Consider the following 25,450-nt stretch of genomic DNA (forward strand, 5'->3'; position numbering starts at 1 on the left):
GAGCTGGGGTGTTGCAACGACCACTAGAACGGAAGGTGACGGAGGAGGGGCCTCCCGCCGGCGTGGCGGGAGGCCCCTCTACTGCTGCGTACCGGAGCGTCAGCTCAGGATGGCGAGCGCCTGGTTGAGCGTCGCGGACGGGCGCATGACCTTGGTGGCCTTGGCGACGTCCGGCTGGTAGTAGCCGCCGATGTCGGCCGGGGAGCCCTGCACGGCGATCAGCTCGTCGACGATGGTCCGCTCCTGCTCGGCCAGCGTCTTGGCGAGGGCCGCGAACGCCTCCGCGAGCTGTGCGTCCTCGGTCTGCTTGGCCAGCTCCTGGGCCCAGTAGAGGGCGAGGTAGAAGTGGCTGCCGCGGTTGTCGATGCCACCGAGGCGGCGGCTCGGCGACTTGTCGTTCTCCAGGAACGTGGCCGTGGCGCGGTCCAGGGTGTCAGCGAGGATCTGGGCGCGCGCGTTGCCCGTGGTGGTGGCGAGGTGCTCGAAGCTGACCGCGAGGGCGAGGAACTCACCCAGGCTGTCCCAGCGCAGGTAGTTCTCCTTGACCAGCTGCTGGACGTGCTTCGGGGCGGAGCCGCCCGCGCCGGTCTCGAAGAGGCCGCCGCCGTTCATCAGCGGGACGACCGACAGCATCTTGGCGCTGGTGCCCAGCTCCAGGATGGGGAACAGGTCGGTGAGGTAGTCGCGCAGGACGTTGCCGGTGACGGAGATGGTGTCCTCGCCGCGGCGGATGCGCTCCAGGGAGAACGCGGTGGCCTCGACCGGCGACATGATCCGGATGTCCAGGCCGTCGGTGTCGTGGTCGGCGAGGTACTGCTTGACCTTGCCGATGAGCACGGCGTCGTGCGCGCGGGTCCCGTCCAGCCAGAACACGGCCGGGTTGCCGGTGGCGCGGGCGCGGGTAACGGCGAGCTTGACCCAGTCCTGGATCGGCGCGTCCTTGGTCTGGCACATGCGGAAGATGTCACCGGCGGCGACGGCCTGCTCCAGGACGACGTTGCCCTCGGTGTCGACGACGCGGACGGTGCCGGTGGTCGGGACCTCGAAGGTCTTGTCGTGGCTGCCGTACTCCTCGGCCTTCTGCGCCATCAGGCCGACGTTGGGGACGGAGCCCATGGTCGACGGGTCGTAGGCGCCGTTGGCGCGGCAGTCGTCGATGACGACCTGGTAGATGCCCGCGTAGCTGCTGTCCGGGAGGACCGCGAGGGTGTCGTGCTCCTCGCCGTCCGGGCCCCACATGTGGCCGGAAGTGCGGATCATGGCCGGCATGGAGGCGTCGACGATGACGTCGCTCGGGACGTGCAGGTTGGAGATGCCCTTGTCGGAGTCGACCATGGCCAGCTCCGGGCCCTCGGCCAGCTCCGCCTCGAAGGACGCCTTGATCTCAGCGCCCTCCGGCAGCGACTCAAGGCCCTTGAAGATGCCGCCGAGGCCGTCGTTCGGGGTCAAGCCCGCGGCGGCGAGGGTCTCGCCGTGCGCGGCGAAGGTCTTCGGGAAGAAGGCGCGGACCACGTGGCCGAAGACGATCGGGTCGGAGACCTTCATCATCGTGGCCTTGAGGTGCACGGAGAAGAGCACGCCCTGGGACTTGGCGCGGGCGACCTGCTGCTTCAGGAACTCGCGGAGCGCCGCGACGCGCATGACGGCGGCGTCGACGACCTCGCCCGCGAGGACCGGTACGGACTCGCGCAGGACGGTGGTGGAGCCGTCGTCACCGACGAGCTCGATGCGCAGCGAACCGGCGTCGGCGATGACCGCGGACTTCTCGGTGGAGCGGAAGTCGTTCTCGCCCATGGTGGCGACGTTCGTCTTCGAGTCGGCCGTCCAGGCACCCATGCGGTGCGGGTGGGCCTTGGCGTAGTTCTTGACCGACGCGGGGGCGCGGCGGTCGGAGTTGCCCTCGCGCAGGACCGGGTTGACGGCGCTGCCCTTGACCTTGTCGTAGCGGGCGCGGATGTCGCGCTCCTCGTCGGTCTTCGGGTCGTCCGGGTAGTCGGGGAGCGCGTAGCCCTGGCCCTGCAGCTCGGCGACCGCGGCCTTCAGCTGCGGGATCGAGGCCGAGATGTTGGGCAGCTTGATGATGTTCGCCCCGGGCGTCTTGGCCAGTTCACCGAGCTCGGCGAGGGCGTCGTTGATGCGCTGGCCCTCCTCCAGGCGCTCGGGGAAACTCGCGATGATCCGCCCCGCGAGCGAGATGTCACGGGTCTCCACGCTGACCCCGGCCGTCGAGGCGTAGGCCTGGACCACCGGCAAGAAGGAATGGGTCGCCAGGGCCGGGGCCTCGTCAGTGTGGGTGTAGATGATGGTCGAGTCAGTCACCGGGTGCTCCGCTCCGCGTCTGCAACATTTCTCGACATCAAGATACCTCGTACCTCCCCCCTGGAGGACAGGGCCCTGGGTATTCCGATCTAGGTAGACACTGTCTACGCGGTGTAGTAGACAGTGTCTATGACGGAACAGGACGCCGGGCTGCGGGCCCGGCTGGTGGACGTGGGCGTCGAACTTCTGGCGGCCGAGGGTGTGCAGGCACTGACCCTGCGGGAGATCGCCCGCAGGGCGGGGGTCTCGCACGGTGCTCCCCGGCGCCACTTCCCCACGCATGTGGCGCTGCTGTCCGCCATCGCGCGGCGGGGCTTCGCCGAGCTGGCGGCCCGGGTGGCGCAGGCCGCGGCCGAAGGGGACGCGCGTACGCGGCTGACGGCGCTGTGCCGTGCCTATCTCGGCTTCGCGGCGGACCACCGCGGCATGTTCGAGCTGATGTTCCGCCACGACCTCCTGGAGAGCGACGGACTCGGCCTGCGGGAGACCAGCCTGCCGCTCTTCGACGTGCTGGTCGGGCTGGTCGCCGAGGCCCGCGGGGCGTCCGGCGCGGCGTCCAGCGCAGTGCCCGGCGTGGGAGCGCGGGTCGCCGCGGGGGCGCTGTGGGCGAATCTGCACGGCATCGCGCAGCTGTGGGGTTGGGGCAGTCTGCGGCTCGCGTCGGGGGCCGCGGATGTGGAACCGCTGATCGAAGCGGCGCTGGACGCGCATCTCGCGCCGGAGCGGCCGTGACGGCCGGGCCTGCGGCGCAGGCAACGCAGGCGACGCAGCAGAGACTGACCCTCGCGTGCAGCGTTCTCGGCGCCATGATCGTCGCTCTGGACGGCACCGTGCTGACCGTCGTACAGCCCGCCCTGCAACGCGATCTGGGCGCCTCGTTCGCGCAGGTGCAGTGGACCAGCACCGGGTATCTGATCGCCGTGGCGAGCCTGCTGGTCTTCTCGGGGCGGCTCGGCGACCGGTACGGGCACCGGCGGCTCTTCGCCGTCGGAACACTCGGCTTCGCGCTCGCCTCGGCGGGCATCGGCCTCGCGTCCGGCGTCGGCTGGGTGATCGCGCTGCGGGTGGCGCAAGGGGTCTTCGGCGCGCTGCTGCAGCCCGCCACGCTCGGGATGCTGCGGGCCGCGTTCCCACCGGACAGGCTGGGGATGCCGATCGCGGTGCGGACGAGCGCGATCGGCCTCGCGGCGGCGGCCGGGCCTGTGCTCGGCGGGGCGCTCGCGACGCATCTGGGCTGGCGCTCGGTGTTCTACCTGAGCGTGGTGCCCGCGCTCCTGATCGGCGTACTGGCGCTGCTGATCCGAGTGCCCGCGCCGCGCCGGGAGGTGCCCGCGCCCGAGCTCGACCTGGCCGGTGCCGCGCTGCTGGCTGCGGTGCTGGGGTGCCTCGTGCACACGCTGGTGGGCGTCCCGGAGAAGGGCTGGACGGCGGCCACCATGCTCGGCTTCTGCGCGGCGGCGGTCTCCGCGGCCGTGTTCGTACGCCACGAACGCCGTGCCGCGAGCCCGCTGGTGCCGCCCCGCCTGGTCGGTTCGGCGGCGGTCGGGCCCGCGCTCGGCATCCTGGTGGCGGCGTCAGCGGCGATGTTCGGGGCGCTCTTCGTGGGGACGTACTACCTACAGGACGTGCTGGCGCTCGACCCGCTGCACAGCGCGCTGAGGGCGCTGCCGCTCGCGCTGATGATGGTGGTGGGCGCGCCGCTCGCGGCGGTGCTGCTGCGGCGGCACGGACCCCGGCGGACGCTCACGTGCGCGATGGCGCTGCTCACCCTCGGGGTCCTCGCTCTCTCCACCCTGGACCAGGCGTCGGGCGCGGTGGCGATCGGCGGCGGGTTCGCGCTGGTCGGCGCGGGTTTCGGCACGGTGATGGTCGCCGCGACGGCCGTCGTCGTACGGCATGCCCCGGTGGCCGAGGCCGGGGTGGCGGGCGGCCTCCAGCAGACGGCGATGAACGTGGGCCCGACGCTGGGCATCGCCGTGGCAACCACGCTGATGACCACCCTCACCGCCCCCGCCCCACACCGGCCCGGCACCCGGCCGCCGCACTGGACCGACTCCTCGTTCCTCGACGCGATGGGCCCGACGCTGGCGGCGTTGGCGGCCGTGGCGGCGCTCGGCGCGGCAACAGCGACGAGACTCCCACGCCGCCCCGCCGACGACCCCCCTCCGACGACGAAGAAACCCCGCCCGACGACTCCCCGTCACACTGCCGGACACTGACCGGCACCCGCCGGACGACGCTAGCGGCCTCCCGGGACATCGGCGGCGCGGAGGCAACGCCAGTCACGGCGATGGCGACGCCGAGGTGCCGCGACGGTTAGAGCAAGCCGCGACCAGCGACCCGTGAGACCGAGCCGCCCCGCCCGATGCCAGGATCCCCGTCACGCCGCCATCCGCTGAGCGGGACTGCCCGGCGGCGCTAGCGGTCTCCCCCGGGGCCGGCGGCGGCCCCCAGTGCCGTATCGACCATCCGAAGCGTGGCCCGCGCCTGCGACTCGTGTCGCTCCGGGCTGTCGAGGCGCAGTGTGAAGGCCGCGCTGGTCACCGCCGTGGTGCCGTCCGGGGTCACGCCGCCCTCGGAGACGCAGCCGAGGCTGGTGCCGCCGTGGAACCAGATGCCGTCACGCCGCCCGGCCACCGGGCGCCAGGCGATGCCTAGGCCGTAGCGGACGCCGTCGGCCGGGATCCAGTCCTTGACGGGCACGGTCCGCTTCATCGCCGCGAGTTGGGCGGGGTGCAGGAGCCGGCCGCCGAGCAGGGCGCGCAGGAAGGCGCCGTGGTCGCGCGTCGTGGAGATGAGGCAGCCGTCCGCGCCGCCGCCGAAGCCCAGGGTCGTGTCGACGGGCCGGCCGTTCTTGGGCGAGTTCGGGAAGTACGTGTAGCCCGTGGCCGTCGGTCCCGGTACGTACGGCGACGTACCGGGCGTGAAGGTGTCGTCGAGGCCCAGTGGCTCGATGATGCGTTCGTGGACCTCCTGGGCCCAGGGGTGTCCGGTGACCGCCTCGACGAGCAGGCCGGCGACGACGTAGTTGGTGTTGGAGTACTCCCAGCGCCGCTCCCCCGCCGGGTCGGCGGCGTCGGGAAGCCACCGCGGCGGCTCGCTCAGGGCCGCCGTCAGCTGCTCCTGGGGCGTCTGCGAGCGGAAGCGGTTCCGGCGGTAGGCCTCCGGGGTGAGGTCGTCGGGGTCCGCTCCGAGGGCGAGGTAGTCGTTCAGGCCGCTGGTCTGCCGCAGCAGGTTGGTGACGGTGATCCGGCGGCCGTCGTTGCCGTGGCCGTGGACCGCCCCGGGCAGCCACCGTTCGACGGTGTCGGTGAGCTTCAGCCGTCCCTCGCCGACGAGTTGGAGGACGACGACGGCCGTGAACGTCTTGGTGTCGCTGCCGATGCGGTAGTACGCGTCCCAGGGCACGGGGTCCTTCGCCGTGAGGTCGGCGACGCCCGCGCGGGCGGCCGTACGGTGGCCGTGCGCACCCTGCACCTCGGCGAGCACACCGGTCGCCCCGGTGGCGAGGATGGCGTCGACGCCGTGCTGGAGGGCGCGTCCCCGCCAGGGGGAGGCAGAGGCGGAGGCGGGTGCCGCCGCCCCCGTGAGCAGGGCCACCGCGGTCGCCGCGAGCCCGGCCCGCCTGCTGATGCCTGTCGTCGTCATCGGTTCGCCTCCGGCTTCGGGCAGGTGAGGTCGGCGGCGGGCAGCTTCCCGTCGCGCAGATAGGTGTTGACGGCCTGGTCGGCGCAGGGGACGGGGGTGAGGCCGTCGTTCCCGCGCCCGTACACGCCGTGCGCGCGGATGTCGGCCGTCACGAGGCGGGACCCGGTGAGCCTGCGGTGCAGGGCGAGGGCACCTTCGTAGGGGACGTTGTTGTCGTGGCGGGCCTGGAGCAGCAGGACGGGCACACCGTTGCCGATCTTCGTGCCGGGTTCGCGGGGCTCGCCGCCCCAGAACGCGCACGGCGCGATCATGCTGTTGACGTAGGGGCCGAAGACCGGCTGCGTGGCGCGGCTGCGCTGCATGTTCTTCCAGTACGTCCCCGGGTTCTTCGGCCAGCCGCCCGCGGGCCACCCGCCGTCCCCGCACATGAAGACCGCGCCGCCGACCATGCTGCTCTCCAGCTCGGGCGAGGAGAGGAGTTCGAGGAGCCCGGCGAGCGCGGGCCCCGGTTCGACCGCCTCACCCGTCGCGGCCTTCCGCAAGTCGGCCACCACGCGCGCCAGTTGGCGGTCGTTCTCCTCGTGCTGGACGAGCTGCTTGAAGATGATCCGCAGGAGCGGCGCGTTGAGCCGCTGCCCCTTGACGGGGACGGGGTTCCGCTCGGCCGCGGCCAGCAACTCCCTTACGCCCGCCCGCATTTGCCCGCCCAGCGCCGCCTCCGCGGGCGCGCCCGATCGCTGGAAGAGTTCGTACTGTGTGGCCGCCGGGTCCGTCGAGGAGTCCAGGACGACGCGGTCGGCGCGGCGCGGGAAGAGCTGGGTGTAGACGGCGCCCAGGTCGGCGCCGTACGAGACGCCGTAGTACGACAGTTCACGCTCGCCGAGTGCGGCGCGGATCGCGTCCATGTCGCGGGCGACGTTGCGGGTCGAGGCGTGGGGGAGCAACTCGGCGTTGTCGCCGTGCTCCTGGCAGCGGCGCGCGGTGTCGCGCGAGGCACGCACCGAGGCCTCGAAGTCCTTGCGCGGGGTGGTGGCCGGCGCGGCCGGGGCCGGGCGCGGGGTGGTGCCGCAGGTGATCGGGGTGCTCTCACCGAGGAAACGGGGGTCGAAGCCGATCAGGTCGTAGTGGTCGGCCACGTCCTTCAGCGTCGGGCGCAGGGCGAGGGTGTGGGCGAGGCCGGTGCCGCCCGGGCCGCCCGGGTTGGAGAGCAGGATGCCGCGCCGCTGGGGCGACTTCGCCTTGATGCGGGAGATCGCGAGCTGGATCGTACGGCCGCCGGGGTCGGCGTGGTCGAGCGGTACGGTCACCTTCGCGCACTGCGCGCCCGCCTCGTTCAGCTCCTTCTGGTCGACGGAGAAGCTGCCCCAACTCAGCGCCGAACGCGGCGTCTTGGGTAACTCGGGGACGGCGGCCGCGGCCACTCCACCCGCGAGGAGACCGGCCAGGCCCAGGCCCGCGGTGACTGCTGACGCGACGCGCATCGTGCGTACTCCTCGTTCGGCGGCGGTCGCCCGGGCCGGACGGCCGGAGCGATCGATCACCACGCCAGGAACACGGGCGGGGCCGGACCATCGGGCCGGCGGGCCGAAGATCCCTGGGGCCAGCCCCCGTACAGTCGCTGCGGTTCTCCGGACTCCCCCGCCTTGACCTGGAGTCCGCTCCAACTCCTAGGGTCGGAACCGACCACGGAGCACCAGCCAGGAGGTACCACCATGAGCAGCCTTCCCACCCGCCGGCTCGGCGCACTGACCGTCTCGGCGCAGGGGCTCGGATGCATGGGGATGAGCCACGCCTACGGCACGTCGGACGACGCCCAGTCGATCGCGACGATCCACCGCGCGCTCGACCTCGGCGTCACCCTGCTCGACACCTCCGACTTCTACGGCAGCGGCCACAACGAGGAGCTCATCGGCCGTGCCCTCGCGGGCCCCCGCCGCGAACAGGCCGTCCTGGCGACGAAGTTCGGCTTCGCCAACCGGCTCGGCGATCCCCTGCACATCCGGGGCGACGCCGCCTACGTACGACAGGCATGTGACGCGTCGCTGCGGCGCCTCGGCGTCGACCACATCGATCTGTACTACGTGCACCGGGTGGACAAGACCGTGCCGATCGAGGAGACCGTCGGCGCGCTCGCCGAGCTGGTCGAGGCGGGCAAGGTCCGTCACCTCGGGCTCTCCGAGGCGGGCGCGCGCACGATCCGCCGGGCGCACGCCGTGCACCCGATCACCGCGCTGCAGAGCGAGTGGTCGCTGTGGACGAGGGACCTGGAGGCGGAGATCGCGCCGGTCTGCCGGGAGCTCGGCATCGGCCTCGTGCCGTTCTCACCGCTCGGACGCGGCTTCCTCACCGGCCGCTACACCTCGCTCGACGAGCTGTCCGAGAACGATATGCGGCGCGGCCAGCCCCGCTTCGCCGACGGCAACCTGGAGCGGAACCTGTCCATCGTGGACACCCTGAAGGCGCTCGCCGCCGAGAAGGGCGTCACCGCCGGGCAGCTCGCGCTCGCCTGGGTGCAGCACCGCGGCGACGACGTCGTGCCGATCCCGGGCACGCGCCGCGAGAAGTACCTGGAGGAGAACGTCGCGGCCGCCACGCTCCAGCTGTCCGCCGACGACCTCGCGGCGATCGACGCGGCGGCCCCGGAGGGCAAGGTCGCGGGCACGCGGTACGACGAGGGCAGCATGGCGGTCGTGGACAAGTAACGGCGATCAGCGGCGAGCAATGACTGGCAGTACCCCGCGTAACCTGCTGGTATGCCCTCCACGTCCCTCCACTCCGTCCCGGAGGTCCTGTCCCATCTCGTCGGCGAGTGGCGCGTGACCCGCACGGTCCGCGACCTCGCCGACGGGTCCGAGGGCCGCTTCACCGGTACGACGCTCTTCTCGCCGCTGCCCGCCCCGGACGACGGCGGGCTCCTCCACCAGGAGTCGGGCGTCTTCACTTGGCGCGGCACCACGCGCCCCGCCGAGCGCACCCTGCGCTTCCTGCCGGGCGAGGTCCGGGGCACGGCCCGCGTCGAGTTCGCCGACGGGCGCTTCTTCCACGACCTCGATCTGCGCTCCGGCCGCCACACAGCGGATCACCCCTGCGTGGCGGACCTCTACCGCGGCGAGTTCGAGGTGTACGACGCGGACCGCTGGCGCAGCCGGTGGCGGGTGGGCGGCCCCGCCAAGGATCTGCTGCTCGTCACGGACTACGCACGCGTGCGCGTCGACGCGGGTCGGCGTCCGGTCACTGGGCGCCCAGCGCCATCCACTTCTCCGGAGTCTCCAGGGTCTTGAACCCCACCTTCTCGTAGACGCCGTGCGCGTCGGCCGTGGCGAGGAGCACGCGGCGCAGGCCGAACGGCTCCAGGTGCGTACGGACCGCGTCGACGAGCGCGGTGCCGAGGCCCTTGCCGCGCGCGGCCTGGGAGACGTACACGTCGCAGAGCCAGGCGAAGGTGGCCAGGTCGGTCACCACCCGGGCGTACGCGACCTGCTCCCCCGAACTCCCTTCGTACGCGCCGAAGTTCAGCGACCCGGCGATCGCCGCGTCCTGCTTGGCGCGGGCGCGGCCGAGGGCCCAGTACGCGTCTGTGGAAAGCCACCGGTGGACGCGGGCCGCGTCGATGCGGGCGGGGTCGGCGGATATCTCGTACGCGCCGTGGAGCGTGACACTGTCGTTCATGCTCCGACCCTCGCAGCACTCCTCGCGCCGCGTCGAGCGTATTCCGCCTGGTGGGACAGGGCTGCGGGCTACCCGCGCACCTCATCCAGGGCCACCCGCAGCCTGCGCACCCCCTCGCCGATCTCCCCCACCCCGGCGACCGCCGCGAAGCTCAGCCTGACGTACGCCGCCGAGGGCTCCGCCGCGAAGTAGGGACGGCCGGGAGCCACGGCGACGCCCGCGCGCAGGGCGGCCGAGGCCAGTGCCGCCTCGTCCGTGCCGTCGGGCAGCCGCACCCACAGGTTGTAGCCGCCCGCGGGGATGTGCGGCATCGCCAGTTCGGGAAGGCGCAGCCGCAGCGCCGCGGCCATCGCCTCCCTGCGCACCCTCAACTCGCCCGACAGCGACCGCAGATGGCGCGGCCAGGCCGGGGAGCCGACCAGTTCGAGCGCCGCCTCCTGCAACGGCCTCGGCACGAAGAAGTGGTCGACGACCTGGATGGCGCGGAGCCGTTCCAGGACCGGGCCGCGCGCCGCGAGGGCGCTCACCCTGAAGCTCGGCGATGTGGCCTTGGTGAGCGAGCAGACGTGCACGACGACGCCGTCCTGGTCGTCGGCGGCGAGCGGCCGCGGCAGCGGTCCGGCGTCCTCGTGGACGAGGCGGCGCACGAAGTCGTCCTCGATGACGAACGCCCCGGCCTCCCGGGCGATCCGCAGGACCTCGGGGCGCCGCCCGGCGGAGAGCACCGCCCCGGTCGGGTTCTGGAACAGCGGCTGGCAGACGAAGACCCGCGCGCCCGTCGCACGGAACGCGGCCTCCAGGAGCTGCGGGCGCACCCCGTCCGTGTCGACCGGGACCGGCACGGGCCGCAGCCCCGCCGCGCGGGCGATCGCCAGCATCCCGGGGTAGGTGGGCGACTCGACGAGCACCGGCGCTCCCGGCGGGGCGAGCGCCCGCAGCGCCGTCGTCAGCGCGCTCTGCCCGCCCGCCGTGATCAGCACCTCGGCGGCCGTGATCGCCCCGCCCACCCCGCGCGCGAACCACTCCCGCAGCTCCGGGAGCCCGTCGACCGGCGGGCGCCCCCACGCCCCGGGCCGCCGCCCCGCCCGCGCGAGCGCCGCGGCCATGGCGCGTTCGGGCTGGAGGGAGGAGTCGAGGTAGCCGCCGTTGAACTCGATGACGCCCGGCGCCGGTGCGGCCAAGGTGGCGAGCACCCCGGACGCGTCCACCGTGCGCGGCACCAGCTCCGCCGCGGCGTCGGCGCTCAGGGACACCTCCTGCCACGAGGTGTCCCCGGCGGGCGCGGCGGGCGCCGTCGGTTCGGCGCGGAAGACCCCGGCGCCCGGCCGGGTGACGACGAGCCCTTCGGCGGCCAGCTGCCCCAGGGCGCGCGACACGGTCACCGGGCTGACCTTGAACCGCTCGACGAGCGCCCGGCTCGACGGCAGCTTTCCGCCCGGAGAGTAGCGGTCCAGCTCACTCCGCAGCCATTTCACCAGTTCACCCACGCTGCTACTGTCTTGCATGACAGCACAGGATAGCGCTACTCGTCCGGAGCGGATAGCGGTCGGCGAAGCCCCCACCGGCAAGGCGACCACCGCCCGCACCCCGCACAGCTCCCGCCGCACCGGCACCCTGATGGCCGCCCTCGGCGTCACCGCCTTCTCGCTCACCTTCCCCGCCACCGCGTGGGGCCTGGAGGGCATCGGCCCCTGGAGCCTGGTGACCCTGCGCGGCGCGCTCAGCGCCCTCATCGCGGGCGGCTGCCTGCTCGCGCTGCGCGTCCCGGTCCCGCACCGCCGCCACTGGGCGGGGCTCGCCGTGGTCGGCGCCGGCGTCGTCGTCGGCTTCCCGCTGCTCACCACGCTCGCCCTGCAGACCTCCACCACCGCGCACGCGGCCGTGGTCGTCGGCCTGCTCCCGCTGACGACCGCCGTCCTCTCGGCGCTGCGCACCGGGGCGCGGCCCTCGCGTACGTTCTGGGGGGCGGCGCTCGCCGGAGCCGCCGCGGTCATCGCGTTCACCGTGCAGCAGAGCGGCGGCGCCCTGTCGGCCGCCGACCTCTACCTCTTCGGCGCGCTCCTGGTCTGCGCGGCCGGCTACACCGAGGGCGGCCGCCTGGCCCGCGAGATGCCGGGCTGGCAGGTCATCGGCTGGGGTCTTGTCCTGTGTCTGCCGCTCAACGCCGTGGGCGCGGCCGTCGCCCTCCAGCACGAGTCGTTCCAGCTCACCGGGCACAGCACGGCGGGCCTGCTCTACTCCGCGATCGGCTCGCAGTTCCTCGGCCTGGTCGTCTGGTACCGCGGCATGGCCGCCATCGGCGTCCCCAAGGCCAGCCAGCTCCAGCTCGCCCAGCCGCTGCTGACCCTGGTCTGGTCGGTGTTCCTGCTCGGCGAGCACCTGCCCGTCGCCGCGCCCCTCACGGCGGCGGCGGTGCTCGTCTGCATCGCCGTCACACAACGGGCCCGCGGCTGACCCGCGGCGCGTCCGGCCAGGCGCCAACTTCCGCCACCCGTCGTAGACTGACGGCCACGGATCGCGACCGCAGAGCGGGACGAGGGAGCACTCCACATGCGCGCAACCGTAGGTGACAGGCTATTGGTGCACGGCCGGATCGTCGGACAGCACGACCGGACCGCGGAGATCATCGAGGTGCTCGGCGCGGACGGTGGCCCGCCGTACCGCGTCCGGTTCGAGGACGGCCACGAGACGCTGATGTCGCCGGGCCCCGACACCGTCGTACGGCATCAGGACCCGGCGAACTAGCCCCGGAGCGTCAGCGCGGCGGTTTCGCCGGCTCCTGGTAGTGGTCGGCGACCACCCGCGCCATCGCGCCGATCTTGTCGACGCCGACCTCCTTCGCCGAGAAGTAGATGTGCCCGCGCACCTCGCTGTGGCCCTCGGCGAAGGTGAGGTGGCGGGAGAGCTCCGCCGGGTCCTGCCAGGCCGCGGGCTGCGCCGGGTCGCCCGCCTTGTAGAGGGCCTCCCCGATGTACAGGTTCACGCCCGTGCCGCGCACGACGTCGTTCCACCACGGGACCAGCTTGGCGTAGTCCGCCGCGGGGAAGCCGATGTTCCAGTACACCTGCGGGACGATGTAGTCGAGCCAGCCCTTCTTCACCCAGCCGCGCGTGTCCGCGTACAGATCGTCGTACGTCTGTACGCCGGCCCGGGTGTCCGAGCCGGTCGGATCGGTCGCGAGGTTGCGCCAGACGGCGAACGGGCTGATCCCGAACTGGGTGCGCGCCCGTGTCTTCTTCACCCGGCCCGCCATCTCGCGCACCAGACGGTCGATGTTGTCGCGCCGCCAGGATGCGCGGTCCGGGAAGCCGCCGCCGTAGCGCGCGAACGCGTCGTCGTCGTCGAAGGCCTGTCCCGCGACGGGGTACGGATAGAAGTAGTCGTCCCAGTGCACCGCGTCCAGCGGATAGCGGCGGACCGCGTGGAGCATCGCGTCCTGCACGAAGCGCCGCACCTCGGGCAGGCCCGGGTTGTAGTAGAGCTTCCCGCCGTACGGCACGACCCAGTCGGGGTGCACGCGCGCGGGGTGCGTGGCCACCAGGCGCGACGGGTCGGTGTGGTTGGCGATGCGGAAGGGGTTGAACCACGCGTGCAGCTCCAGGCCCCTGCGGTGCGCCTCCCGCACCGCGGTGCCCAGCGGGTCCCAGCCCGGGTCCTCGCCCTGCACGCCGGTGAGGTACTCCGACCACGGCTCGTGCGGCGAGGGCCACAGCGCGTCGGCGGTGGGCCGCACCTGGAAGACCACCGCGTTCAGTCTGCGGTTCACCGCCGAGTCCAGATAGGCCAGCAGCTCGGCGCGCTGCTGCTGTGCGGGCAGGCCCGGCTTGGAGGGCCAGTCGCGGTTGACCACGGTCGCCAGCCACATGGCCCGCAGCTCGCGCACCTTCTTCCGACGCCGGTCGGGGGCCGCCGCCGCGTCCCCCGCCGACGCCAGGCCCGCGATCGTCGCCGCGGCCACCACCGAGAAACCCCGACGTGACATACGCCTCATCTGTACGCCCCTGAGCTCGCTGTGTCCGGCACCTTTCGCCGGGTTGCGGCCAGCATGCCCGACCCGGCACCTCATGGACCCCTCGTTGCGGAGTAACGTTCACGGCCGAGGCAGGGACCGCATCCATACGGGGGACCCTGCCGGCCCAGTTGAACAGCGAAAGGCACGAGGTGACCGACTCCATGACCGATATCGCACGCGTCGGAGTGGTGGGCTGTGGCCAGATGGGCGCCGGGATCGCAGAGGTCTGCGCCCGCTCCGGACTGGACGTGAAGGTCGCGGAGACCACCGGCGAGGCCCTGGAGATCGGCCGTACCCGGCTGCACAACTCGCTCTCCAAGGCGGCCGAGCGCGGCAAGATCTCCGAGGAGGAGCGCGACGCCACGCTGGAGCGTCTGAGCTTCACCACCGACCTCGGCGAGTTCTCCGACCGTGACCTGGTCATCGAGGCCGTCGTGGAGAACGAGCAGGTCAAGACCGAGATCTTCCAGGTGCTCGACCAGGTGGTGACCCGGCAGGACGCGATCCTCGCCTCCAACACCTCCTCCATCCCGCTGGTGAAGCTGGCCGTCGCGACCTCGCGGCCCGACCAGGTCATCGGCATCCACTTCTTCAACCCGGCGCCGGTGCAGCAGCTCGTCGAGCTGATCCCGGCGCTGACCACGTCCGAGGGCACCATCAGCCGGGCGCAGGTCATGGTCGAGAAGATCCTCGGCAAGCACGCGATCCGCGCCCAGGACCGCTCGGGCTTCGTGGTCAACGCGCTGCTCATCCCGTATCTGCTCTCCGCGATCCGGATGTTCGAGTCGGGCATCGCCAGCCGCGAGGACATCGACAACGGCATGGAGATGGGCTGCGCCCACCCGATGGGCCCGCTCAAGCTCGCCGACCTCATCGGCCTGGACACGGTCGCCTCGGTCGCCGACTCCATGTACATGGAGTACAAGGAGCCGCTGTACGCCGCTCCCCCGCTGCTCCAGCGGATGGTGGACGCGGGCCGCCTCGGCCGGAAGACCGGCTCTGGCTTCTACACGTACTGACCCTCGCACGCGGCGGCGTTCACTCCCCGTACGAGCACGCTCCGTATTGGACGGGCCCGGCACTCCTGTGAGTGCCGGGCCCGCGGCGTTCACACACCGTGTGCGCAGTGGGCTCGCATATGCCCATCGCACACTCTCCCGCCCTGCCCACCAGGCGAGTTGACTGCCCGTGCGGATGAAGGGGGGACGCGCCACTACAGAGAGGAGTGGACTCGTGACCACCGACGGCCAGAGTGCCGTGGTCCCGGAGGAAGTCGCCGAGTTGCGCCGTAGCCTGGACGTGGGTCTCGCCCGCGTCGACGGACGGCTGGCGCTGCTCACCCAGCACGACGAACAGACCGCCAAGAACGTGGAGGCCCTGCAGGCCAAGGTCGCCGCTCTGGAGCACACGCGTTGGCCACTGCCGACGATCGTCGCTCTCGCGGCGGTCGCGGCACTCGCCGTGGCGGTCTGGCAGGCCATCGGCCATTAGAGCCGGCGCGCGTCCTGGCCGAGGCGCAGATGGTGCAGGAGGAGGAGCGCCGCGGCCATATTGGCGGCCGGGACCTCCCCGCGCGCCACCATGTCGGGGACGAGCTTGAGCGGGACCCACTCACGGCGGTCCGACTCGAAGTCGTCCACGGGATGGCCGACGTAGGTCCCCTCGTCGGACCAGTAGATGTGGTGCCGGGCGTCGGTGAGCCCGTTGGAGGGCTCGACGCTCATCAGGTGCCGCAGCGGGCCCGGCCGCCAGCCGGTCTCCTCCTCCATTTCGCGTGCCGCCGCGTACGCGATGTCCTCGCCGTCCTCGACGACGCCTGCCGCGAGCTCCCAGCCCCAGCTGTCGGTGATGAAGCGGTGCCGCCACAGCAGCAGCACCTCGTTGGCGTCGTTGACGACGGTGGCCACGGCGACGGGCCGCAGCCGTATGAGGAAGTGGTCCAGATGCCGGCCGTCGGGTAGCTCGACATCCGCCAGATTGACCGAGAACCATCGATTTTCATACACAGTTTGTTCGCTCTGTTTCGTCCACTGCACGGTTCTGCCACCTTCCGCCGAATAGATGGCAATATCGCAGCAGGCGGAAACTCAGAGCAGAGTGTGCGGGGCGCGGAGCGGCGCGTCAGGGCGTCACAGCGGTACGCGCAGCGCCCCGTCGATGAGTGCGGCCGCCTCCGCCGTGCCCGCGCAGTCGCTGCGGACGAGGTGCTCGCGCACCGCGCGCAGCCGGTCGCGCAGCCGCTGGGACTCCATCCCACGCGCCTGCTCCGCCATCTGCACCGCGGTGGCCACCGCCTCGTCGGTGTTTCCCTGGCGCAGTTCGATCTGGCTGAGCATGGCGAGCCGGTGGACCCGGCCCCGGTCGTGCGCCGGAGTGTCCACGGCCGCCGCGGCGTGCTCGCGGGCGCTGACCAGATCGCCGAGGCTGAGCAGGGCCTCCGCCACCTGTACGTTGACGAGTCCGGGCTGGACATATCCGGTCTCGTCCGGCTCGCGGCCGCGCAGGATCCGCTCGGCGGCGGTCTCCGCACGCCGGATGCAGGACAGCGCGCTCCTGCCGTCGCCCAGGTGCGCGTACGCCTTGGCCTGCATCGCGTACAGATCGGACGCGAGCGCCGGGGTGAAGTCGCGGCCCGCGGTCCGCAGCGCCGCCTCCGCGAACGCCACGGCCTGGCGGTACTCCCGCATGAACAGCGACTGGTTGACCAGCAGGGCGATGACGTACGCCCCAAGTCCCCGGTCGCCGCTGGCCTTTGCGAGCCGCAGGGCCTGGTGGAAGTAGCGCTGGGCGAGGCCGTGCGCGTCGGAGTCGTAGGCGCAGATTCCCGCTATCGCGACCAACCCCCCTGTGGAGCGGTGGAGTTGGCGGCCCATCTCGTCGGTGTAGCTGCCCCGCAGCAGCGGCGCGGCCTCCGCGTTGAGGAAGCCGACGATGCGGGTGCGGGTCGCGACGCCACCGGTCTTGCGGTACATCTGCTCGTAGTGGGCGCGGGCCGCGCGCATCATCTCGATGTCGGCCGTGCTGACGGGGTGGCGTCCGCCGCGGGACACGTCGACGTCCTCGGGCGGGTTCTCCCACTCCCAGACCGGCATCACCGCGGGGGTGCCGGTGACGGCGGGCGCGCCGAGCAGGTGGGGGCGCTGCTGTTCGTCCGAGCGCCACAGGGCCGTGGCCCGCTCCACGAAGCCGGAGAGCGTGGAGGACGCGGAGCCGACGCGGGCGGCGGGGACACCGGGCAGTCCGAGGCCGATGTCGTCGAGGGTGACGGGCCGCTGCAACCGGGCGGCGAGCACCTCGCAGATCAGATCGGGGACCTGGCCGCGCGGGCGCTGGCCCTTCAACCAGCGGGAGACGGCGGTGTGTTCATAGCGCAGCGCGAGACCCCTGGACTTTCCGGCCTGGTTCACATGTGCGGCAAGTCCCGCGTGCGAGATGCCCGCTTCGTCGAGGATCGCGTCGAGCAGAGAGTTGGGCTGCATGGATGCCCTCCGGTGGCTCGGTGCCGTTCAGCCTAATGGAGGGGCCTTCACACGGGGTGTGAACGGAGTGCCCGGATCCGGGGGGTGTGCGCTCTGCCGCACGCCGTGTGCAGTCGCTTGACTGAGATGCCTCATCAGTTAAGGAGGTCGGCGGGCCGCCGGCTCCCCCCTCATACAGTGCGGCGGCCCTCACCAGCGCCGTCCGTCCCGCCGTCTGCCCGACAACTCCATGGCGGGGCGGACGGCGCGTGCCGCTCGCTCCTCGCCCCGGTCGTTGCGCAGTACGAGCAGCGCCGCGTCGTCGGACGGCAACCGCCCGGTGTGCCGCAGGAGTTCGGCGTAGACGGAGTGGATGAGGACCTGCGGGGAGACCGGCTGGACCCGGGCGGCCTCGGTGAGCGCGGCCTCCAGCGGGAAGAACTCCCCCGCAGCGTCGCGGGCGTCCTCCATGCCGTCCGTGTGCAGGGCGAGCGCCTCGCCGGGCAGCAGCCGCCCGCAGTCGAGGACGGGCAGGTCGGCGGGGAGCGGGAAGGTGCCGAGCGGCGGCAGCGGGTCGGCGTCCGTCAGTGGCCGGGCGTGGCCGCTCAGCAGGAAGGGCCAGGGGTGGCCGCAGTTGAGCGCGGTGATCTCCCCGCCGTCGCCGATCTCCAGGAGCAGTACGGTGACGAACTCCTCGGCCACCGGGTTCTCCGGCGCCGCCCCGCCGCTCGCGGGGTGCTCGGCACGCGCCCGCTCCCGCAGGTGCCGCCCGAGTGCCCGCTCCAACCTCCGCATGACCAGGGGCAGTTCGGGCTCGTCGTGGGCGGCCTCGCGGAAGCTGCCGAGGACGGCGGCGACGGTCCCGATGGCGGCGAGGCCGTGGCCCCGGACATCGCCCATGACGACGCGCACGCCGTGCTCGGTGGCGGCCACCTCGTACAGATCGCCCCCGACGGAGGCGCCCTGCGAGGCCGCGAACCGTCCGGCGGCGAGCACCAGCCCGTCGACGCGGGGCGGCAGTGGCCGCAGAAGTGTGTTCTGCGCGGCGCCCGCGACCTCGCGGACCTGCCGCAACTCCCGCAGCAGCGCCCGTCGGACGTGCACGATGAGCCCGGTCCCTACGGCGAAGAAGACCGCGCTGCTGACGATCCGCGCTCCCATGCCGTCCTGCTGGGCGAGCGGACAGGCCAGTTTGTACGTGATGGCGACGGCGCCCCATACGGTCGGGAGCCCCAGAGTGAGCGCGCGGCGGAACCGCCTGCGCCCCCCGCCGGAAAGCAGCCGGGGGGCCGCTCGGGGCGTTCTGCCACGTACGAACAGCCCCTGGTCGTGGTCTCGACGGCTCCCGCCACCTCGTGCCCTTGCTCCGAGCATCGTCCGGCGGGGAGCCCCAACCTTGTTACGGATCATGCCGTCGGCCCCCCTAAGGCCCCGTTCAGCGCGCATGCCGACCCCTACGGCCGGTCTGATTCTTGCGACCGGGTGACCCGATTGAGCCATAGTGAAGCCAGTTGTCACCCTAACGAGTGAGGGGCTCAACCGGTGATCCGGTTGAGCCCCTCTGTGCGCCTCATGGTGCGCCTGTTACCACCTACGGACGGTGACTACGCTCCGCGGAGCACCGCGCCCGTGCGCTCGGCCGCCAGGGCGACGGCCGCGTCGCGGGCCGCCGACGCCTCGTCGACGGTCAGTGTGCGGTCGGCCGCGCGGAAGCGCAGCGCGTACGCCAGGGACTTCTTGCCCTCGCCGATCTGCTCGCCCTCGAAGACGTCGAACAGCCGGATGGACTCCAGGAGTTCACCCGCGCCGCCGGTCAGGTAGTACTCGACCACGGCGGCCGGCACCTCCTTGTCGACGACCAGCGCGACGTCCTGGGTGGCCACCGGGAAGGTGGAGATGCGCGGCGCGCGCAGCGTCCCCGCCCCGGCCTGCTCCAGGCGGTCCAGGTCGAGCTCCATCGCGCAGGTGCGGGCGGGCAGCCCGAACGCCTTGACGACGCGCGGGTGCAGCTCGCCTGCGTGCCCGACGGAGACGATGTCGCCGTCGATGACGACCTTCAGCTCCGCGCAGCGGCCCGGGTGCCAGGGGCCGTACTGCCCCTGGTCGACGATGAGTTCGGCACCGGCCTCGCGGGCGAGGGTGCGCGCCGCCTCGACGGCGTCCGCCCAGTCGGCCGGGCGGCCCTTGCCCCACCAGCCGGCCTGCTCACGGGCGCCCGCGAGGACGACGGCGGCGTGCCGGGGCTGGACGGGCAGCGCCTCGGTGAGGGAGGCGATCTCCTCGTCGGTGGGCCGCCGGTCGACGGGAAGCCGCACCGCGACCTTGAGCTGCTCCCGCGGGTGGAACACGAGACCGGTCTCGAAGAGCGCCAGGTCGTGGCTGCCCCGCCCGTCGTTGCGACGGAGCGCGGCGAGCAGGCCCGGCAGCAGCGTCGTACGGAGGGCGGGCTCCTCGTCGGAGAGCGGGTTGACGAGCTTGACCACGCGGCGGTTCGGGTCGTCCGCGTCCAGGCCGAGCTGGTCGAAGACGCCTTCGCCGAGGAAGGGGTAGCTCAGCGCCTCGACGTACCCGGCCCCGGCCAGGGCGCGCCCGACGCGGCGGTGCAGACGCTGCCGGTCGGTCAGGCCGCGGCCCGCGGGGGGCTTCGGCAGGGTCGAGGGGAGGTTCTCGTACCCCTCAAGTCGGATGACCTCTTCGGCGAGGTCGTTCGGCTCCGACAGGTCGGGGCGCCACGACGGCACGGTGACGGTGAGGTCGTCCTGGCCGTACACGTCGCAGCCGACCTGCTGGAGGCGGCGTACGACGGTCTCGCGGCCGTAGGTGACACCGGCGACCTTGTCGGGGTGGTCGGCGGGCATGGCGATCGTGCGCGGCGCGGTCGGTGCGATGACCTCCGTGACGCCCGCCTCCGCGGTGCCGCCCGCGAGGAGCACCAGCATGTCGACGGTGCGCTGCGCGGCGGCGGCCGCGGCCTGCGGGTCGACGCCGCGCTCGAAGCGCTTGGCGGCCTCGGAGCCCAGCTTGTGGCGGCGCGCGGTGCGGGCGACGGAGAGCGCGTCGAAGTGCGCGGCCTCGATGACGACGTCGGTGGTACCGGCCGTCTCCTCGTGGTCCGCGATCTCGGTGTTGGCGCCGCCCATGACTCCCGCGAGGCCGATGGGCCCGCGCTCGTCGGTGATGACGAGGTCCTCGGCGTCGAGGACGCGCTGGGCGCCATCGAGTGTCGTGAACTTCTCGCCCTGCTCGGCCCGGCGCACGCCGATCGTCCCCTGGATGCGGGAGCGGTCGTACGTGTGCAGGGGCTGGCCCAGCTCCAGCATCACGTAGTTCGCGACGTCGACGGTGAGCGAGACGGGGCGCATTCCGGCCTTCTGGAGGCGCCGCTTGAGCCAGATCGGCGAGCGGGCCTCGGGCTGGAGGCCGGTGACGGTGCGCGCGGTGAAGCGGTCGCAGCCGAGCGGGTCGCTGATCTTGACGGGGTAGCCGAAGGAGTTCGGCGCGGGCACGTCGAGGAGCGCCGGGTCGCGCAGCGGCAGGCCGTACGCGATGGCGGCCTCGCGGGCGACGCCGCGCATCGACAGCGCGTACCCGCGGTCGGGCGTGACGGCGATGTCCAGGACCTCGTCGACCAGTTCGAGCAGCTCGATGGCGTCGGTGCCGGCCTCGTGCTCGGGCGGCAGCACGATGATGCCCCCGGAGCCGTCGTCGCCCATGCCCAGCTCGTCGCCGGAGCAGATCATGCCGTGCGAGGTCTTGCCGTACGTCTTGCGGGCGGCGATGGCGAAGTCGCCGGGCAGGACGGCGCCGGGCAGGACCACGACGACCTTGTCGCCTTGCGTGAAGTTACGGGCGCCACAGACGATCTCCTGCGGCTCGCCGGTGCCGTTGGCGGTGCCGACGTCGACGGTGCAGAAGCGGATGGGCTTCTTGAAGCCCTCCAGCTCCTCGATGGTGAGGACCTTGCCCACGACGAGCGGGCCCTTGAGGCCGCCGCCGAGCTGTTCGACGGTCTCGACCTCCAGGCCGACCTCGATGAGCTTGGCCTGCACGTCACGGCCGGTCTCGGTGGCGGGGAGGTCGACGTACTCCCGCAGCCAGGAAAGCGGGACCCGCATCAGATCTCCATCCCGAACGGTCGGGTGAACCGGACGTCACCCTCGACCATGTCTCGCATGTCTTCGACGTTGTGGCGGAACATCAGCATCCGCTCGATGCCGAACCCGAAGGCGAATCCGCTGTACTTCTTGGGGTCGACGCCGCAGGCCGTGAGCACCTTCGGGTTGACCATGCCGCAGCCGCCCAGCTCGATCCAGCCCTCACTGCCGCAGGTGCGGCAGGGGCGGTCGGGGTTGCCGACGGACTCGCCGCGGCAGACGTAGCAGACCATGTCCATCTCGGCGGACGGCTCGGTGAACGGGAAGTAGTTCGGCCGCAGCCGGGTCTTCATGCCCGCGCCGAAGAGCGCCTGGACCATGTGGTCGAGGGTGCCCTTCAGGTCGGCCATGGTCAGGCCCTCGTCGACGGCGAGCAGCTCGATCTGGTGGAAGACCGGGGTGTGCGTGGCGTCCAGCTCGTCCGTGCGATATACGCGGCCGGGGCAGACGATGTACACGGGCGGCTCGCGGCGTTCGAGGAGCGCGCGCGCCTGCACCGGAGAGGTGTGCGTACGCAGCACGACACCGGACTCATCGCCTTCCGTCCCCTTCGGGCCCTGGACGAAGAAGGTGTCCTGCATCTGCCGGGCCGGGTGGTCGGGCGTGAAGTTGAGGGCGTCGAAGTTGAACCACTCCGCCTCGACCTCGGGGCCCTCCGCGACCTCGTAGCCCATGGCGACGAAGACGTCCGCGACGCGCTCCATGAACGTGGTCAGCGGGTGCCGGGCGCCGGCGGCCGTGCGGTCGTACGGCAGCGTGACGTCCACCGCCTCCTCGACGAGAACGCGGGCGTCGCGCTCGGCCTCCAGCTCGGTCTGGCGGGCGGCCAGCGCCTTGCCCACGGCGCCGCGCGCCATGCCGACGCGCTTGCCCGCCTCGGCCTTGGCCTGCGGGGGCAGCGCGCCGATCTCGCGGTTGGCGAGCGACAGCGGCGAGGTACCGCCGGTGTGCGCGACCTTGGCCTCCTGGAGCGCGTCGAGGGAGCCCGCGGCCGCGAAGGCGGCGAGCGCCTCGTCCCGCATGCGCTCGATCTCTTCAGGTTTCAGTGCCTCGACCTCAACAGGGTCGTACGACTTGTTCGGTGCCGACATCTCTTCCCGTGCTTCCGGTTGGCTGGCGGATGGTCCCCGTCGACGAATCGGAGACGGAGTGTCCCAAGGTTGGGGACGCAAAGTGCCAACGACCGAGTCTAACGGGGGTGCGGTGAACGAATGCGCCCGCGGGCGGCTCAGGACGTCCTTCGCGGAGCCGATGGACTCACTGGAGATACGCCGGGGCCGCCACGGGCAACGTAAATCGGAACTGGGCGCCGCCGCCGGGGGCGCGGCCGACGGTGATCGTCCCGCCGTGCGCCTCCACGATGCCCTTCACGATGTACAACCCCAGTCCTGTCCCGCCGCGCTTGCTGCCCCGCCAGAAGCGGGTGAAGACGCGGCCCATCGACTCCTCCGGAATGCCGGGACCCTCGTCGCTCACGGTCACGGCCGTCTCGGTGCCACCCCGCTCCCGTGGGGACGAGGAGGGCGCCACGTCAATGGTGACGGTTCCCTCGCCGTGCCGCACCGCGTTTTCGAGGAGGTTGCTGAGCACCTGGTCGATCTTGTCGGGGTCCGCCCAGAGGTCGGGCAGCGGCTGCTGGAGGCGGACGAGGAAGCGGGCGGCGTCCTGGCCGGAGGCGACGTGCGCCTGGATGTGCCGGCCGACGGCCGTGCCGATGTCGACGGGCTGACGGCGCAGTTCGAGCCGTCCGGAGTCGATGCGGGAGATGTCCAGAAGTTCGGCGATCAGCCGGGTGACGCGGTTGGCGTCGGCGTCGACGGTCTCCAGCATCAGTTTCTTCTGGTCGTCCGTGAACCGCTCCCACTTGGCGAGCAGCGTCGCCGTGAACCCCTTGACGGAGGTGAGGGGGGAGCGCAGCTCATGGGCGACGGTGGCGATCAGCTCGGCGTGGCTGCGCTCGGTGCGGCGGCGGGCCTCGGTGTCACGGAGGCAGACGATGACACGGCGTACGGGCCCGGTGCGGGCGGTGCGCAGATAGCGGGCGGAGACCAGGACCTCACGGCCGCCCGGCAGCAGCAGATTGCGCTCCGGCTGGCCGACGCGGATGGCGAGGCCTCCGTAGGGGTTGGTCAGCTGCCACCAGCGGCGGCCTTCGAGGTCCTCCAAGGGGAGGGCGCGCTCCAGGGGCGCGCCGAGGGCGTCGTCCGCGCGGACGGCGGTGATCCGCACGGCCGCCGCGTTGAAGCAGATGATCCGGCCCGTCTCGTCCGCGACGACGAGCCCGTCGGGCAGTTCGTCCGGGTCGAGTCCGAGGCCGCCGAGGTCACCGGGAACGCCACGGTCCGCCCGAGCACGGACGATGTCCTGTACTCCCGGTGCCCTGCTCGTGCCGACGCTCATTCCCCGTACCCCACCTCTCGGACTGGCCCGTCACCCTACTAGCTCGATGTGACGGAGCGGCACCCTCCGGCGGCTCGCTGTGCACGAGCGGAGGCATAGAGGCACACCGCCGCCGCCGTCGCGAGATTGAGGCTCTCGGCTCTGCCGTGGATCGGAACGCGCACCACGGCGTCGGCGAGTGCGCGGGTCTCCTCCGGCAGCCCCCACGCCTCGTTGCCGAAGACCCAGGCGCTGGGGGTGCCCATGGTGCCCTTGTCGAGCTCCGTGTCGAGGTCGTCCTCGCCCGCCCCGTCGGCGGCGAGGATCCGCACGCCGGCGTCCTTCAGCCCTTGTACGGCCTTCTCCACGGGTACGCCGACGGCGACGGGCAGGTGGAACAGCGAACCGACCGACGCGCGCACGCACTTGGGGTTGTAGAGGTCCACGGAGGCGTCCGTGAGGATCACGGCCTCGGCGCCCGCGGCGTCGGCGCAGCGCAGCACGGTCCCGGCGTTGCCGGGGTCGCGTACGTGGGCCAGGACGGCGACGAGCCTGGGCCGCGCGGCGAGGATCTCCTCGAACGGCGTGTCGAGGAACCGGCAGACCCCGACGAGCCCCTGCGGCGTCACGGTCGTCGAAATGTCGGCGATGACGTCCTCGTCGGCGAGGTGCACCCGGGCCCCGGCTGCACGGGCCTCCCCCACGATGTCGGCGTAGCGCTCGGCGGCGTCGACGGTGGCGAACAGCTCGACGAGTGTCCCCGCGTGCCCGGCGGCCTCCCGCACGGCCTGCGGCCCCTCGGCGAGAAACAGCCGCTCCTTCCCCCGAAAATTCCGCTTGGCGAGCCGCCGGGCGGCGCTGACGCGCGGCGACTTCGGGGAGATCGACTCAGGAGCGGCAACCATGAAACTCACCTTGGGAAGAGCCCCGTCAGGGGCGCGGGGAACTGCGCGACCAGCCGGAAACAAACCCGCGGACGGCAGACGACAGCAGGGGGCGGACGAGACCCCGAACGCACTCGGACCCGCAAGCCAGCCGGCCTACGGGTCCGAAAAGCAACGCTCAGCGCGGCGCAGCGTCAGGCCGCCTTGGGGGCGTTGACGTCGCTCGGCAGAGCCTTCTGCGCAACCTCGACCAGCGCGGCGAACGCGTTCTCGTCGTTGACGGCCAGCTCCGCGAGGATCTTGCGGTCCACCTCGATGTTGGCGGCGTTCAGACCCTGGATGAGGCGGTTGTACGTCATGCCGTTGGCGCGGGCAGCGGCGTTGATGCGCTGGATCCACAGCCGACGGAAGTCGCCCTTGCGCTTCTTGCGGTCGTTGTAGTTGTAGACCAGGGAGTGGGTGACCTGCTCCTTGGCCTTGCGGTACAGGCGCGACCTCTGGCCGCGGTAACCCTTGGCCGCCTCGAGGATCGCCCGACGCTTCTTGTGGGCGTTTACTGCCCGCTTGACGCGTGCCACTTTTTAACTCCTTGTAGCGGGGCCGTGGTTGGACTCACACGACCCGGTATCGATTGGGTCCCGGTCAGAGCTGGGCGCGCGGTGCGCGCGCCCCGGCTCACTTGCCGAGAAGCTTCTTGATCTTCTTGGCGTCGCCCGGGGCCATCTCGGCGTTGCCGGTGAGGCGACGCGTCAGACGGGACGACTTGTGCTCGAGCAGGTGGCGCTTGCCGGCGCGCTCGCGGAGCACCTTGCCGGAGCCGGTGATCTTGAAGCGCTTGCTGGCACCGCTGTGCGACTTGTTCTTCGGCATAGCGCCGTTCTCTCCTCGTCAGTGGCACTCCGATGCCCGGTCGTGAAACCGGGCATC

23 protein-coding genes are annotated in these 25,450 nt (G+C 72.1%); 8 read left to right on the forward strand and 15 right to left on the reverse strand.

Features of this window, described 5'->3' with window-relative positions:
• Nucleotides 1–99: 99 nt before the first annotated feature.
• Entirely contained in the window at nt 100–2,319 is a 2,220-nt protein-coding gene (locus ACWDVB_RS31595) for an NADP-dependent isocitrate dehydrogenase (RefSeq protein ID WP_451518165.1), read from the reverse strand.
• A gap of 129 nt (nt 2,320–2,448) precedes the next feature.
• On the opposite strand from ACWDVB_RS31595, the gene ACWDVB_RS31600 reads away from it, so the two are divergent.
• Nucleotides 2,449–3,051 carry a TetR/AcrR family transcriptional regulator gene (locus ACWDVB_RS31600; RefSeq protein ID WP_451518166.1) on the forward strand — a complete coding sequence of 201 codons (603 nt, stop codon included), beginning with the start codon at nt 2,449–2,451 and terminating at the stop codon, nt 3,049–3,051.
• A gap of 74 nt (nt 3,052–3,125) precedes the next feature.
• Nucleotides 3,126–4,538, forward strand: coding sequence for an MFS transporter (locus ACWDVB_RS31605; protein ID WP_451518193.1), 1,413 nt, complete (start codon nt 3,126–3,128; stop codon nt 4,536–4,538).
• Between the two features lie 199 nt (nt 4,539–4,737).
• Here ACWDVB_RS31605 and ACWDVB_RS31610 read toward each other — a convergent pair whose 3' ends face one another.
• Together ACWDVB_RS31610 and ACWDVB_RS31615 are read right to left on the reverse strand one after the other, a co-directional pair.
• Nucleotides 4,738–5,967, reverse strand: coding sequence for a serine hydrolase domain-containing protein (locus tag ACWDVB_RS31610; RefSeq protein WP_451518167.1), 1,230 nt, complete (start codon nt 5,965–5,967; stop codon nt 4,738–4,740).
• Entirely contained in the window at nt 5,964–7,448 is a 1,485-nt protein-coding gene (locus tag ACWDVB_RS31615; protein ID WP_451518168.1) for an alpha/beta hydrolase, read from the reverse strand. The genes ACWDVB_RS31610 and ACWDVB_RS31615 overlap by 4 nt, the downstream gene beginning before the upstream one ends.
• A 231-nt stretch (nt 7,449–7,679) precedes the next feature.
• On the opposite strand from ACWDVB_RS31615, the gene ACWDVB_RS31620 reads away from it, so the two are divergent.
• Nucleotides 7,680–8,669 (forward strand): aldo/keto reductase, encoded by a 990-nt coding sequence (locus ACWDVB_RS31620; protein WP_451518169.1) that lies wholly within the window; start codon nt 7,680–7,682, stop codon nt 8,667–8,669.
• 51 nt (nt 8,670–8,720) lie between these two features.
• Entirely contained in the window at nt 8,721–9,248 is a 528-nt protein-coding gene (locus ACWDVB_RS31625; protein ID WP_451518170.1) for a DUF6314 family protein, read from the forward strand.
• On the opposite strand, the gene ACWDVB_RS31630 is transcribed toward ACWDVB_RS31625, so the two are convergent.
• Together ACWDVB_RS31630 and ACWDVB_RS31635 are read right to left on the reverse strand one after the other, a co-directional pair.
• Complete coding sequence (locus tag ACWDVB_RS31630) at nt 9,199–9,636, reverse strand: GNAT family N-acetyltransferase (protein WP_451518171.1); 438 nt, start codon at nt 9,634–9,636, stop codon at nt 9,199–9,201. The genes ACWDVB_RS31625 and ACWDVB_RS31630 overlap by 50 nt on opposite strands.
• Nucleotides 9,637–9,704: 68 nt before the next feature.
• Nucleotides 9,705–11,141 (reverse strand): aminotransferase-like domain-containing protein, encoded by a 1,437-nt coding sequence (locus ACWDVB_RS31635; protein ID WP_451518172.1) that lies wholly within the window; start codon nt 11,139–11,141, stop codon nt 9,705–9,707.
• Here ACWDVB_RS31635 and ACWDVB_RS31640 point away from each other — a divergent pair.
• Nucleotides 11,140–12,090, forward strand: a complete 951-nt coding sequence (locus ACWDVB_RS31640) for a DMT family transporter (protein ID WP_451518173.1) — start codon at nt 11,140–11,142, stop codon at nt 12,088–12,090. The two genes, ACWDVB_RS31635 and ACWDVB_RS31640, sit on opposite strands and share 2 nt — an antisense overlap.
• A 96-nt stretch (nt 12,091–12,186) precedes the next feature.
• On the forward strand, nt 12,187–12,381 hold the full coding sequence (locus ACWDVB_RS31645) for a DUF1918 domain-containing protein (RefSeq protein ID WP_451518174.1): 195 nt from the start codon (nt 12,187–12,189) through the stop codon (nt 12,379–12,381).
• Nucleotides 12,382–12,391: 10 nt separating this feature from the next.
• Here ACWDVB_RS31645 and ACWDVB_RS31650 read toward each other — a convergent pair whose 3' ends face one another.
• A complete protein-coding gene (locus ACWDVB_RS31650; RefSeq protein ID WP_451518175.1) occupies nt 12,392–13,627 on the reverse strand; it encodes a glycoside hydrolase family 10 protein in 1,236 nt (411 codons plus the stop codon).
• A gap of 182 nt (nt 13,628–13,809) precedes the next feature.
• Here ACWDVB_RS31650 and ACWDVB_RS31655 point away from each other — a divergent pair, with 182 nt between their 5' ends.
• Complete coding sequence (locus ACWDVB_RS31655; RefSeq protein ID WP_451518176.1) at nt 13,810–14,667, forward strand: 3-hydroxybutyryl-CoA dehydrogenase; 858 nt, start codon at nt 13,810–13,812, stop codon at nt 14,665–14,667.
• Between the two features lie 214 nt (nt 14,668–14,881).
• Nucleotides 14,882–15,139 (forward strand): hypothetical protein, encoded by a 258-nt coding sequence (locus ACWDVB_RS31660; protein WP_451518177.1) that lies wholly within the window; start codon nt 14,882–14,884, stop codon nt 15,137–15,139.
• Here the strand turns inward: ACWDVB_RS31660 and ACWDVB_RS31665 are convergent.
• From ACWDVB_RS31665 to rpmI, 9 genes are all read right to left on the reverse strand, one after another.
• Nucleotides 15,136–15,684, reverse strand: coding sequence for an NUDIX hydrolase (locus ACWDVB_RS31665; RefSeq protein ID WP_451518178.1), 549 nt, complete (start codon nt 15,682–15,684; stop codon nt 15,136–15,138). The two genes, ACWDVB_RS31660 and ACWDVB_RS31665, sit on opposite strands and share 4 nt — an antisense overlap.
• A gap of 93 nt (nt 15,685–15,777) precedes the next feature.
• The gene (locus ACWDVB_RS31670; protein WP_451518179.1) at nt 15,778–17,127 is read right to left on the reverse strand and encodes a tetratricopeptide repeat protein; all 1,350 of its coding nucleotides are present in this window, start codon (nt 17,125–17,127) and stop codon (nt 15,778–15,780) included.
• Nucleotides 17,128–17,316: 189 nt separating this feature from the next.
• Nucleotides 17,317–18,267 (reverse strand): PP2C family protein-serine/threonine phosphatase, encoded by a 951-nt coding sequence (locus tag ACWDVB_RS31675; RefSeq protein ID WP_451518180.1) that lies wholly within the window; start codon nt 18,265–18,267, stop codon nt 17,317–17,319.
• 443 nt (nt 18,268–18,710) lie between these two features.
• Nucleotides 18,711–21,221: a phenylalanine--tRNA ligase subunit beta gene (pheT, locus tag ACWDVB_RS31680; RefSeq protein ID WP_451518181.1), complete on the reverse strand. Its 2,511-nt coding sequence runs from the start codon at nt 21,219–21,221 to the stop codon at nt 18,711–18,713.
• On the reverse strand, nt 21,221–22,351 hold the full coding sequence (pheS, locus tag ACWDVB_RS31685; protein ID WP_451518182.1) for a phenylalanine--tRNA ligase subunit alpha: 1,131 nt from the start codon (nt 22,349–22,351) through the stop codon (nt 21,221–21,223). Before pheS ends, pheT begins: the two co-directional genes overlap by 1 nt.
• A gap of 166 nt (nt 22,352–22,517) precedes the next feature.
• Nucleotides 22,518–23,660, reverse strand: a complete 1,143-nt coding sequence (locus tag ACWDVB_RS31690; RefSeq protein WP_451518183.1) for an ATP-binding protein — start codon at nt 23,658–23,660, stop codon at nt 22,518–22,520.
• A gap of 38 nt (nt 23,661–23,698) precedes the next feature.
• Nucleotides 23,699–24,544: a TrmH family RNA methyltransferase gene (locus ACWDVB_RS31695; RefSeq protein ID WP_451518184.1), complete on the reverse strand. Its 846-nt coding sequence runs from the start codon at nt 24,542–24,544 to the stop codon at nt 23,699–23,701.
• A 173-nt stretch (nt 24,545–24,717) separates the two neighbouring features.
• Nucleotides 24,718–25,101, reverse strand: a complete 384-nt coding sequence (gene rplT, locus ACWDVB_RS31700; RefSeq protein WP_451518185.1) for a 50S ribosomal protein L20 — start codon at nt 25,099–25,101, stop codon at nt 24,718–24,720.
• Between the two features lie 97 nt (nt 25,102–25,198).
• Nucleotides 25,199–25,393 (reverse strand): 50S ribosomal protein L35, encoded by a 195-nt coding sequence (gene rpmI / locus ACWDVB_RS31705; protein WP_003947156.1) that lies wholly within the window; start codon nt 25,391–25,393, stop codon nt 25,199–25,201.
• Between the last annotated feature and the right edge of the window lie 57 nt (nt 25,394–25,450).

It is taken from the genome of Streptomyces sp. NPDC003379 (assembly GCF_053589195.1).